Genomic DNA, 12,294 nt, shown 5'->3' on the forward strand with positions numbered 1-12,294 from the left:
TCGTCAAGACCGTCGACGCGCAGACGCGCTCGAAGGTCGGCATCAACGCGCTGTTGCGCGACCTCTGAATTTAGGTCGCCTGAGCCGCTGTCCGGCTCAGGCAGGCGGCGGAGGTGGCGGCGTTTCAATCGCCTGTGCATCGGCTTGGCTGTCCGGCCCGCCGATGCGCAGGAAGCGCGTGGCCAGATAGACCTCGCGCAGGAAGTGCAGCAGCCCGGCGATCAGCAACAGCATCGCGAACACGAACACCGTCGCCACCAGGCCACTGAGCCCGACACCGGTCAGGGTGCTGATGAACAGCACGACGATGTCGCTGCAGATCATCACCGCACAGGACACGCACAAGGTCATCGCCCGGTTCGCCAGCCGGGCGCGCTTGGCCAGATTCTTCAGCGCTGCACGGATCTCGTCAGCCCGCACGATCGACGCGCCACGGACCTGCGCTTCCAGATGCCGCGCCCGATCGACGATGCGCCCGAGCCGATTCGAGATCACACCGGTGAATGCGGCAACACCGGCCAGCAGGAACACCGGCGCCACCGCCAGCTGAATGACGTGGGCAATCGAAGTGATCTGGGAATCGGGGTCCATCGGGCGGCGTCCTGGAGTCTGTCGAGATTATCGCCGTGAACGGCCCCGGATAGCGCTTGTTGGCCGGCGCCATAAAAAGGGCTGCCCCCGAAAGACCAGCCCCATGTCTCCAGACCGCGATCTGGCGTTACTGCACGCGCGAACTGATCGCGTTCACCGCACCGTTGTTGCCGATCGGCCCGATGGCAGTGGCGGCGCCAGTGCCAAGATCGATCCGATAGAACGTCGACAGCGAACTGCCTGCAGAGCGGAGCGCGGCATAGACGAACTCGTCCGACGCGCCGGCGATATCCAGACTCTGTTCGGCGGCTCCGATGCCCGACATCGGCACCGCCACACCCAGCGAACCAACCGCGACCAGCGCGCCATCGTTCGGCACCGCCACCCGCACCAGCGAGCTGTTCGAGGCATCGATCGCGTACTGGAAGGTGCCACCGACCGGTGCCGCCCGATAAGCCGTGGCGACGATCTGCGGCGCCGGAACCACCGTGCGCGTGGTGCCGTCAACGAATGCGAATGCCGCAGCACGCGGCGCGCCATCGATCACCCGGCCTTCCTGCAGATTGACGCGCAGATTCTGGCCGCTGTCGCTGACGATGCGCAGCAACTGCGAGCGGGCGTTGAAATCAACTCCGAAACGAGTGCCCGACAGCGGCGTGCTCAGGGTGCCGATCGGCACCGCTTCGACGATCGCCACGGTGAAGCCGGTCTGCACGTTCTCGACCGTCAGCGGGAAAATCCGATTCTGGTTCGACACGCCGTAGCCACCATTGATGCCATCTGGAGGCGTGGTGTCCTCGCAGAAGGCGACCAGATGCTCGCCTTCCGCCAGACCAGCGATCGGGACGACGACTGCGCCACCGACGAGCTCGCCGGTGTCGATATTGATGCCGCGGCCGTCGACCATGTCCGCTGTAGGCCCCTGGATCAGCGATGCGAACGAGCGAACATTGATCGACGACAACCGGTCATCGTTGACGACGATCAGGCTTCTGTAATCAGCCGGTGGCAAAGCCGACAACAGCGTCGCAGCGCCAGTCAGCGGATTGATCTTGTAGATGCCACTACCTGCAGCGGTGGTCAGGTTCGCGTAGTGCTCGTTGAGCAGACCGAACTGGTAGATGTCATAGCCGTTGGCGGAAATGGCATCGATGCCGAGCGAACCGACCCGGGTCAGAAATCCGGCATTCGGATCCTGCGTGTACAGCGAGTCCGTATCGGTATCGATTACAAACAGCGTGGTGCTGTCGCCGCTCTCGGGGTTCGTGTACGCCGCGGCCGTGACGCCGCGCAGATAGCCCATGCGGCCGTCGACAATCGTGTTGACCGGCACGGCTGGCGGCGGCGACACCAGGGCGGCGGGCGGCACCCGCAGGTTCAGGCCGTCTTCGCCGATGATCCTCAGGGCATTGGCCACCGGATTGAAATCGACGCCATAGCGAGCGGCGGTGAACGCCGTGCCATCGCCGGTGATCGGCTGGACAGGCGTCGCGACAGCGGTCGCCGGATCGACGATCAGCACGCGGCCGATGCTGGTGACCGCGAACAGATTACCGTCGGCGGGCCTGAAATCGAGACCGGCGATGGTTTCGCCGGCACCGAGACCGGTGATTGCGCCGACCCGGGTGACGGCGGCCGGGCTATCCGGACTGAAGCGAATCAGTTCGGCAGCGCCACGAACGCCGAACACTGTCACCACCACCGGATTCACCGGCGGAGTCACTGGCGGCGCCCCCGGATCAACCGGTATCGCGACGCCTTCGAACTGATCCGCACACCCAGCCATACCCAGCGCTGCAATCGCCAGCAAGACTCCTGCGATGACACTGCGTCTACGCTGCGGATAGCCGCGGGCGTGGTTCACCGATTTGTTCATTAATGAATTCCTGAGCTGTTTTTAGCTGTTTTTTTGGTGCAGAGCGGGGTGCAGCAGGCCGGCGACGCAGACATGACCATCATTTATACATCTAGTTCACGATCGGATCGCCGATCCGGAGAGCTAGCAATTAAGAAGCCCAGAACATTGATTAGTATTAATTTTCCACAAAAAAGACCACCTGAAAACAATCGTCAAACCGACTCTTTCCGGCTTTTCGTGGCTTTGAAATGATTGCGGCTCGGTGGGATCGTGAAGACCCTGTGAAAGACAATTATCCCTCCGAAGCGAGCACCGTGTAACTGCGAGCAAGCTTCCGCAGCCATCGCCGAAACAAGGGCAAACCCCTGCCATTTTTACAAGCCGACGGCAACGGCACGGAAGCTGCTCGCCTGCGACACTCGGGTCGCGCTTCGCCAATGATCCAGCCAGCGCGTACAACTGCATCACCCAGACAGGAGGGACGATGACCGCCGAACCAGGATCAGAGAAGGCTCGCCACATCCGCCTGACCTCGCACCCACCGGTCGCCGATACCGAGTTGTTGACCATCCACTGGGGCGCGGCCGACCCGCTGGAGCGTGGGCCGCTGGTCGGCACCACCACCAATCGCTTGCAGCGCAACGTCATCGGCTCGCATTCCGGCTCTTACGGCGTCTATCGAGCGCTGGCGGTGGCCGCCAAGGCGCTGCCGAAAGGCCATCGTGCCGATCTGACCAACACCTTGCCGACCGACATCATCGGCCCCTACCCGTCTTGGTTCGGCGCCGAGCGCATCGTCTCGCTCGATCCGTTCGGTGCCATCGTCGCCGATGTCTATCGCGCGCAGATCGAACAGGGTTTCGATCTGCGGCCGACGATCGCGGTAACCAAGGCGCATATCGATCTGCCGGAGATTCGCGAAGCGATCGCCGCTGGCCGGCTCAAGCCCGACGGCAAGATCCTGCTCGACGACGGCTCGGCCGTGGTCACCAAGGTGGCGCTGGAACCGGTCTGGTGGCTGCCCGGTGTCGCCAAGCGTTTCGGCGTCGAGGAGAACGCGCTGCGCCGTGCGCTGTTCGAGGAAACCGGCGGCATGTATCCGGAGCTGGTGACCCGCTCCGATCTCGAAGTGTTCCTGCCACCGATCGGCGGCCAGACCGCCTACATCTTCGGCGACCCGACCGCGCTGGCGAACCCGGAGGTGAGCCTGTCCTGCCGCGTCCACGACGAGTGCAATGGCTCCGACGTGTTCGGTTCCGACATCTGCACCTGCCGACCGTATCTGACGCATGCGATCGAGGAATGCATCAAGGGCGCGCAGCCGGTTTCGCACGGCGGCCTCAACGGCGTTGGTCTGATCGTCTACTCGCGCAAGGAAGGCCGTGCGCTCGGTGAAGTCACCAAGTTCCTGGTCTACAACGCTCGCAAGCGCCAGATCGGTGGCGACAGCGCCGACAAATACTTCCTGCGCACCGAATGCGTCGCCGGCGTGCAGGACATGCGCTTCCAGGAACTGATGCCCGATGTGCTGCACTGGTTCGGCGTGCAGCGGATTCATCGCCTGGTGTCGATGAGCAACATGAAATACGACGCCATCGTCGGCGCCGGCATCAGGGTCGATGAGCGAGTGAAGTTGCCGGACGAGCTGATTCCCGCCGATGCCAGAGTCGAGATCGAAGCGAAGATGGCAGCCGGCTATTTCACCGACGGCGTGGTGATCGCCGCCGACAAGCTGATCGATGTGAAGGGCCGAGCGCTGTGAAGGCAGCGGTTGCGACCCTGCGCGATCCGGCAACGATCCGCACCCGCGCCGGCAACATCACCGCCGCGGTCAAGGCCGGCAAGTCGGACTGGTGGATCGTCGACGAATCCCAGATCGAAGCCGCGGCGAACAAGGTCGTCGAAGTCACCCTCGCCCGCTATCCGACCTTGGCCATTCCGTATCACAGCCGCTGGCGGCACTTCGAAGCCGGCGGCGTCGATCGCGCCGCGGAACTCGCGACCGCAATGACCGGGCTTGATCGTGCTGCGCAAGCCCGCGCGCGGATCGATCTGGCCATCGTCAGCGTGCTGCTCGATGCTGGCGCCGGCGCGCAATGGTCTTATCGCGATGACGGCCTCGATTACGGACGATCGGAAGGCCTCGGTGTGGCCAGCTTCCGCGCCTTCATGGCCGGCGCGTTCTCGTCCGATCCGGCTAATCCGCTGAGCGTCGATGGCAAGGCCTTGCTGAAGCTCGACGCCGCGCAACTCGGCAGCCTGTTCCAGGTTCGCGATGACAACCCGCTGGTCGGCCTCGATGGCCGCGCCGAGTTGCTGCGTCGCTTCGGTCAGGCGCTGATCGACCGACCGCAAGCTTTCGGAGCAGGCGCCCGCCCCGGCGCCCTGTTCGATCTGCTGACCGATCACGGCGCGAGGCGCGAGATCGAAGCGGCGGCTCTGCTGCGCGCGCTACTCGATCACAGCAGCGACATCTGGCTAGCTGGCAACTCGTTGGACGGCGAAGCACTCGGCGATGCCTGGCCACATCCGCTCGCCGGCGGCGAAGGCGGCAGCACCGGCTGGATGCCGTTCCACAAGCTCAGCCAGTGGCTGGTCTATTCGCTGTTCGAGCCGTTCGAATGGGCCGGCATCACCATCATCGGCCGCGATGCGCTGACCGGCCTGCCCGAATACCGCAACGGCGGCCTGCTGATCGATGCCGGCGTGATCGCACTGCGTGATCCGGCGTTCGCAACGCAGCAGTGGAAAGCCGGTGACGCGCTGATCATCGAATGGCGGGCACTGACCGTGAACCTGATCGACGTGATCGCCGACCGGGTCCGTGCGCTGCTCAAGCGCAGCGCCGAGCAACTGCCGCTGGCCTGCATCCTCGAAGGCGGCACCTGGGCCGCTGGCCGCGCCTATGCCGCCGAGCTGCGCGGCGGCCTGCCGCCTTTGAACATCGTCAGCGACGGCACCGTTTTCTGAACCTCCAATTTCAAAGAATCACCCAAGGAATCAAGCGATGACCGCAGGCACCGTGCACCTGATCGACCACCCGCTGGTCCAGCACAAGCTGACCCTGATGCGAAAGAAGAGCGCCAGCGTCAACAGCTTCACGCGGCTGCTCGACGAGTTGTCGACCCTGATGGCCTACGAGGTCACCCGCGACATGCCGATGCACGAAGTCGAGATCGAAACACCGATCTGCTCGATGACTTCGAAGCTGATCGATGGCAAGAAGATCGTGCTGGTGCCGATCCTGCGCGCCGGTCTCGGCATCCTCGCCGGCATGCGCAGCGTCATTCCCGGCGCGCGGGTCGGCCATATCGGCCTGTACCGTGATCCGAAGACGCTCGGCGCCATCGAGTACTACTTCAAGATGCCGTCCGGCATGCGCAACCGTGATGCGATCGTGCTCGATCCGATGCTGGCCACCGGCAATTCGGCAGTCGCTGCCGTCGACCGGCTGAAGGAAACCCATCCGCGTTCGATCCGCTTCGTCTGCCTGCTGACCTGCCCCGAAGGCCTGGCGAACTTCCACAGCCAGCATCCGGACGTGCCGGTCTACACGGCGGCGATCGATCAGGGGCTGAACGAGCACGGCTACATCGTGCCGGGCCTCGGCGATGCCGGCGATCGGATCTTCGGCACCAAGTAGAACCAATGGCCCGGGTTGCGATGTTGCATCGCGGTAGAATTGCTGATCCACACTCCGCCCTTGCCACTCTCATGGCTGATGACCTACGCACCTCCGCGGTGCTGGAACTGACTCGCGCGCTGATCGCCCGCCGTTCGCTGACGCCGGACGATGCCGGCTGCTGCGCACTGATCGCCGAACGTCTTGCCGCACTCGGTTTCACGATCGAATGGATCAACGCCGAAGGCATCACCAATCTCTGGGCGACTTACGGCTCCGGCGCGCCGCTGTTCGTGCTCGCCGGCCATACCGATGTCGTCCCACCCGGCCCGATCGCCGCCTGGGCCAGCGATCCCTTCGTGCCGGAGATCCGCGATGGCGTGCTGTACGGCCGCGGTGCTGCCGATATGAAAAGCGGCCTGGCAGCGATGGTCTGCGCCGTCGAGCGGCTGCTGGCGCAAGGCGCGGTCAGCGGCACCATCGCCTTCCTGATCACCAGCGACGAGGAAGGTCTGGCCCATCACGGCACCAAGCACGTCGTCGAAGTGTTGAAGTCACGCGGCATCCAGCCGGATTACGCGATCGTCGGCGAAGCCACCGGCGACACCGTGTTCGGCGACCGCATCACCATCGGCCGGCGCGGCTCGCTGGGCTGCAATCTGACCGTGTTCGGCAAGCAGGGCCATGTCGCCTATCCGCTGAAGGCCGACAACCCGATCCATCGCCTGGCGCCCGCGCTGGCCGAGCTGGTGTCGATCGAATGGGACGCCGGCAACGCGCACTTCCCGCCGACCTCGTTCCAGATCTCGAATATCCATTCCGGCACCGGCGCGACCAACGTCATTCCCGGCACCGCCGAGCTAATCTTCAACTTCCGCTACTGCACGGAATCGACCGCCGACAGCCTGAAAGCGCGCGTGCACGAAGTGCTCGATCGCCACGGCCTGCGCTACGAAGCCAGCTGGTGGCTCAGCGGCCTGCCGTTCCTGACCCGCCAGGGCGCGCTGATCGCGGCGGCGAAAGAGAGCATCCGCGCGGTCACCGGCCTGACGCCGCTGCTGTTCACCGGCGGCGGCACTTCGGATGCGCGCTTCATCGCGCCGATGGGCACCGAAGTGGTCGAGATCGGCCCGGTCAACGATTCCATCCACAAGGTTGACGAGCACGTGCGCGTCGTCGATCTCGACGCCTTGAGCGCCGTCTACGAAGGCACGCTGGCGCGGCTGCTCGGCCAGAACGGGGCAAGGGCATGAGCAGCGAATCGTCGATCGTCGGCCTGTTCCGCCCGAGCCTGCTGCTGGCGCCGCAATTGATTCAGACCGTGCTGGCCGGCAAGCGGCCGGTGATCAAGCGCTGGCAGAAGCGCGGCAATGGTATGAGCGACGTGGCGATGCAGCATCTGCTCGACTGCGGCGTCGACGAACACGGTCAGCAGGTGCGCCTCACCGGCATGCACTCGCGCCAGCCTGTCGATCGCGAATCGCGCGGCCTGGTGGTGCTGATCCACGGCTGGGAAGGCAGCCACGATTCGGCTTATCTGTACTCGATGGCCGCGCGCGTCTACGAAGCCGGCTGGAACGTGTTCCGCCTGAACCTGCGTGACCACGCCGGCACTCACGGCCTCAACGAACGCATGTTCCACTCGGCACGCATCGCCGAAGTGCTGAACGCCGTGCGCAGCATGCAGGCGCTCGATGGCGCGCAGAAGCTCGCCGTCATCGGTTTCTCGCTCGGCGGCAACTTCGCCTTGAGAGTTGGCCTGCTCGGGCCGGCCGCCGGCATCACGCCCCAGCTGTCGATCGGCATCTCGCCGTCGATCGATCCCGGCGCAACGCTGCTGGCGATCGACAACGGCCCGGCGGTGTTCAAGCGCTACTTCCTCGACAAGTGGCGCAGGACGCTCGACGCCAAGGCCGAAGCCTGGCCCGGCCGCTACGATTTCAACGAGCTGAAGCGCATCGACAGCTTCGTCGGCATCACCCGCCGTTTCGTCGTCGAGCACACCGAGTACGACACGCTGGACGACTATCTCGCCACCTACACACTGACGCCGCCGATGCTGATGGGCGCGGCCTCGCCGCTCGCGGTGCTGACCGCGCAGGACGATACGGTGATCCCGATCCGCGATTTCGACGGCCTCGGCGCGCGCGGTTCGGTGATCGCCTACGACGCACCGCGACGCGGCGGCCACTGCGGCTTCATCGAAAACCTGCGGCTGGAAAGCTGGGCGGAGCGGCGAGTCGCGGAGCTGCTGGGGCAGCTGTAGCCGCCGAGCAATCCGCTCAGGATTTCGGTGTGGAGCGTTTCAGTGCGAACGAGAACAGCTGCGGCGCGTAGCGCTTGAGGCGCTCGTAGAACACTTCCTTGCCGCCCATCATCACTTCTTCCTGATTGGTCTCGACGGCATCCCAGATGTCGTCCGCGCAATCCTCGGCGCTGATGCCGCCGGCAATGTTGTGATCGGTGACGCCATTGGCGCGGCCATCGCCTTTCACGGCGTTGACTGAAATCTGCGTGCGCACATAACCGGGATAAACGGCAGTGAACTGGATGCCGTCGCGCCACAGCTCGGCGCGCGCCGCTTCGGTGAAACCGGCCAGCGCGAACTTGGCCGCCGAATAGCCGGTGCGCTGTGGCGCGCCGATGCGGCCGGCGATCGACGAGATCATCACGATGTGGCCGCGCTTGCGCGTGCGCATGCCCGGTACCAGCGCGCGGGTCAGCGCCACCGGTGCGAAGAAATCCAGTTCCATCAGCTGCCGATAGACGTCCATCGAGGTATCGACCAAGCGGCTGCGCTGCGAGATGCCGGCGTTGTTGACCAGCACGTCGATCGGCCCGAAACAGGCTTCGGCCTTGGCCGCCGCAGCCTCGCCATCGAAAGCCAGCAGATCGAGCGGCAGCACCGCCACTTTTGCGGGATCGGCACAGGCCGCGCGCACTCTTTGCAGCTCGGTTTCACGGCGCGCGCTGAGCACCAGCTTCGCACCGCTTTCAGCAGCCTTCAGCGCCAGGGCTTCGCCAATGCCGCTCGATGCGCCGGTGATCCAGACGGTGGTGTCGCGCAGTTGGGTCATCGAGGGTCGTAGTAAGCGGTCGCAATCAAGTTGTCCTGTCCCCTCCGTGACTGGACGGCCAGCCAGTCCTGCAAGGTGTCGAGCAGGACCGGCGACAAGCCGCCACCGAGCCGGGGATATTCCGATACTGCACCAGAGTGCGTGTTCAGGAACAGGTGATTGACGCCCGGCAGCACCCGCACCTCGGCTGCGGCGTTGCCCTTCAGCGCGACCCGCGCCGGACCTTCGTTCAGCGAGGGCGCGATCTGGTGGTCCATGGCACCGAACAGCACCAGGGCCGGCTTGCGGATTTTCTCCAGTGCCGGCGCCGGGTCATAGCTCAGGATGTGGCGGAACCACGGCGAGCTGAGCGACTGCCGCTGCCCTTCGACGAAAGCCTCTGACAGATGCCGCTGCTCGCCGATCCGCTGCAGCGCGGCATACAGGCGGGCATCGCGCTGCTCGGTCGGCAGATCGGCCTGCAGGATGTCGAACAGGCGGCCAGCCTCGGCGGCAACCGCCAGCGCCGCCTGCTCGCTGGCACCGCGGTCGAGCGCGCCCTGGAGGTTCTGGTATTCCGAGATCACCCGGCCTGACACCGTCGGCGGTGCCAGCAGCACCAGCCAGGCGACGTCGCTGCGCCGGGCGGCGATCATCGGCGCGATCATGCCGCCTTCGCTGTGGCCAAGCAGACCGATGCGCGTGGCATCGATATCCCGACGGCTGCGCAGGTAGTCGAAAGCGGCTTCGGCATCGGCGGCGTAGTCGACCAGTGTTGCGCCGCGAAGATTGCCGCTGGATTCGCCGACACCCCGCTTGTCGTAGCGCAGCACCGCATAACCGGCCGATTCGAATGCCGCCGCCAGCATGCGGAACGGCTTGTGGCCGTACAGCGTCTCGTCGCGGTCGTTCGGGCCGCTGCCGTGGATCAGCACGACGGCGGGCACCGGCAGATCGCGCGCGACATAGGCCGGACGGCTCAGCGTGCCGGCGAGCATCACCTCGTCACTGGCGCCGCGGAACCGTACTTCCTCAGCGATGCGGGCCGTGGCCATCGCCGTCGCGTCGTCTTCGTACTCGGCTTGCACCGCCAGGGGCAGTGCGACCCAAGCCAGCGCCGCCGCCGAAAACCACCTACCTGCCGCCCTCACGATGCCGTTCATCACTGCAACTCCTGCCGATCCAGCCCAAGCTGGCAGTTATGTGCAGTGCAACAAAAGGGCCAACCCTTGTTCAGGAAGCCGGCTGGGGGCGGAAATGCCTACAGGCGGCGGCGAACGACGGAAGGGCGGTCCAGAACCACCTACGCCGGTCGGCGCACCCGGAACCAGGCCGCGTACAGCGCCGGCAGGAAGGTCATGGTCAGCACCGTGGCGACGATCAGGCCGCCCATCAGCGCCGCCGCCATCGGCCCGAAGAAGGTACTGCGGACCAGTGGAATCAGCGCCAGCACCGCCGCTGCTGCGGTCAGCACGATCGGCCGGAAGCGGCGCACCGCCGATTCGACAATCGCCGTCCAGGGATCGTGGCCGGCCTGGATGTCCTGATCGATCTGATCCACCAGGATCACCGAGTTGCGCATGATGATGCCGGCCAGCGCGATGACGCCGAGCAAGGCCACGAAGCCGAACGGCAGGCCCGTCACCAGCAAGGCAGCAGCGGCGCCGATGATGCCGAGCGGCGCGGTCAGCAGCACCATCACCGTGCGGCCGAAGTGCTGCAGCTGGATCATCAGCAGAACCACGATGACCACCAGCATCATCGGCATCTGGGCGTTGATCGAATCATTGGCGATCTTCGACTGCTCCAGCGCACCGGCGATGCTGATCGCATAGCCGACCGGCAACTGGGCGCGCAGCGCATCGAGCTGCGGATCGATGGCATTGGTGACGTCCGGCGCCTGCTTGCCGGGTGCGGCTTCAGCCTGGATGGTGATCGCCGGCAGCCGCGAATAGCGCCACAGCACCCCCGGCTCGAACGCCGGCTGGGCCTTGCCGAACTGCGAGAACGGCACCGAGACGCCGCTCGCCGTCGGCATGTAGGCATCGGCCAGATCGCTGATCCGCGAGCGCTCGTCGAGCGGCTGGCGAGCGATGATCTCGACATTGCGGTTGGCCTCGCGATAAGTGCCGATGACGCTGCCGGAGAGGATCGTCTGGCCGGCGCCGCGCACCTGCTCGCTGGTGATGCCGAGCACTCGCAGCTTGTCCTGATCGATGAGGTCCTGAACCACCAGAATCGACTCGTGCCAGTTGTCGTGGACGTTCCGGGTCAACGGGCTGGCGGCGATGATCGCCTTGACCTGATCGGCGTAATGGCGGACCAGCTTCGGGTCCGGACCCTGGACGCGGAACTGCACCGGCCAGCCGACTGGCGGGCCGTTGGGCAGCGCATCGACCCGGCCACGCACTTCCGGGAATTCCTCGGCGATCCAGGCCCGAAGACGCGCGCGCAGACGTTCACGGCCTTTCAGATCGTGGGCGACGACCATGAACTGGGTGAAGTTGACGTGGGCCAGCTGCTGGTCGAGCGCCAGATAGAAACGCGGCGCGCCGTTGCCGACATAGGCAACGTAGTCGACGACGTCGGGATCCGCCGCCAGCTTCGCTTCCATGCGCTTGGCGATGTTCTCGCTGGCCAGATAGCTGGCGCCTTCCGGCAGCCACAGATCGACCATCAGCTCGTCACGCGTCGAGTCAGGAAAGAACTGCTGCGGGATCACCGCGAAGCTGGCGACGCCGAGCACGAAGGCGGCGAACGTCGCGATCATCACCGTCTTGCGCTGCGCCACGCACCAGTCGATGACCCGGCGCAAACGGCGGTAGAACGGTGTGTCGAACAACTCGTGGTGCTCGCCGGCCGGGTGCTCCTTGAGCAGCATCATGCCGAGCCAGGGCGTGACATAGACCGAGGCGATCCAGGAGATCACCAGCGCCATGCCGACCACCGCGAAGATCGAGAAGGTGTATTCGCCGGCCGCCGATTTCGCGAAGCCCACCGGCAGGAACCCGGCGGCGGTGATCAGGGTGCCGGTCAGCATCGGGAACGCGGTGGAGGTGTAGGCGAACGAGGCCGCTTTCAGCTTGTCGTAGCCCTCTTCGAGCTTCCGCGCCATCATTTCGACGGCGATGATGGCGTCGTCGACCAGCAGCCCGAGCGCCAGCACC

At 65.3% G+C, this 12,294-nt stretch carries 10 protein-coding genes; 5 read left to right on the forward strand and 5 right to left on the reverse strand.

Annotated features, from left to right (window positions below):
• Positions 1-96: 96 nt before the first annotated feature.
• Positions 97-591: a DUF2721 domain-containing protein gene (locus tag Q0D45_RS18185; protein ID WP_293396118.1), complete on the reverse strand. Its 495-nt coding sequence runs from the start codon at positions 589-591 to the stop codon at positions 97-99.
• Positions 592-718: 127 nt separating this feature from the next.
• Positions 719-2,467 carry a DUF4394 domain-containing protein gene (locus tag Q0D45_RS18190; RefSeq protein WP_293396121.1) on the reverse strand — a complete coding sequence of 583 codons (1,749 nt, stop codon included), beginning with the start codon at positions 2,465-2,467 and terminating at the stop codon, positions 719-721.
• Between the two features lie 466 nt (positions 2,468-2,933).
• Here Q0D45_RS18190 and Q0D45_RS18195 point away from each other — a divergent pair, with 466 nt between their 5' ends.
• From Q0D45_RS18195 to Q0D45_RS18215, 5 genes are all read left to right on the forward strand, one after another.
• Entirely contained in the window at positions 2,934-4,211 is a 1,278-nt protein-coding gene (locus Q0D45_RS18195) for a GTP cyclohydrolase II (protein ID WP_293396124.1), read from the forward strand.
• Positions 4,208-5,419: a URC4/urg3 family protein gene (locus Q0D45_RS18200; protein WP_293396127.1), complete on the forward strand. Its 1,212-nt coding sequence runs from the start codon at positions 4,208-4,210 to the stop codon at positions 5,417-5,419. Before Q0D45_RS18195 ends, Q0D45_RS18200 begins: the two co-directional genes overlap by 4 nt.
• Before the next feature lie 37 nt (positions 5,420-5,456).
• The gene (upp, locus tag Q0D45_RS18205) at positions 5,457-6,092 is read left to right on the forward strand and encodes a uracil phosphoribosyltransferase (protein ID WP_028475069.1); all 636 of its coding nucleotides are present in this window, start codon (positions 5,457-5,459) and stop codon (positions 6,090-6,092) included.
• A gap of 71 nt (positions 6,093-6,163) precedes the next feature.
• The gene (dapE, locus tag Q0D45_RS18210; protein WP_293396130.1) at positions 6,164-7,324 is read left to right on the forward strand and encodes a succinyl-diaminopimelate desuccinylase; all 1,161 of its coding nucleotides are present in this window, start codon (positions 6,164-6,166) and stop codon (positions 7,322-7,324) included.
• Entirely contained in the window at positions 7,321-8,337 is a 1,017-nt protein-coding gene (locus Q0D45_RS18215) for an alpha/beta fold hydrolase (protein ID WP_293396133.1), read from the forward strand. The genes dapE and Q0D45_RS18215 overlap by 4 nt, the downstream gene beginning before the upstream one ends.
• 16 nt (positions 8,338-8,353) lie before the next feature.
• On the opposite strand, the gene Q0D45_RS18220 is transcribed toward Q0D45_RS18215, so the two are convergent.
• The 3 genes from Q0D45_RS18220 to Q0D45_RS18230 form a co-directional block, all read right to left on the reverse strand.
• Positions 8,354-9,148, reverse strand: a complete 795-nt coding sequence (locus Q0D45_RS18220; protein ID WP_293396136.1) for an SDR family oxidoreductase — start codon at positions 9,146-9,148, stop codon at positions 8,354-8,356.
• Entirely contained in the window at positions 9,145-10,290 is a 1,146-nt protein-coding gene (locus Q0D45_RS18225; protein WP_293396139.1) for an alpha/beta hydrolase, read from the reverse strand. The genes Q0D45_RS18220 and Q0D45_RS18225 overlap by 4 nt, the downstream gene beginning before the upstream one ends.
• 140 nt (positions 10,291-10,430) lie before the next feature.
• Positions 10,431-12,294, reverse strand: a 1,864-nt coding sequence (locus Q0D45_RS18230; protein WP_293396142.1) for an efflux RND transporter permease subunit, incomplete at its 5' end; no start/stop codon positions are given.

Origin of the sequence: Nevskia sp., assembly GCF_023266035.1 — a bacterium.
Classification (GTDB): Bacteria; Pseudomonadota; Gammaproteobacteria; order Nevskiales; family Nevskiaceae; genus Nevskia.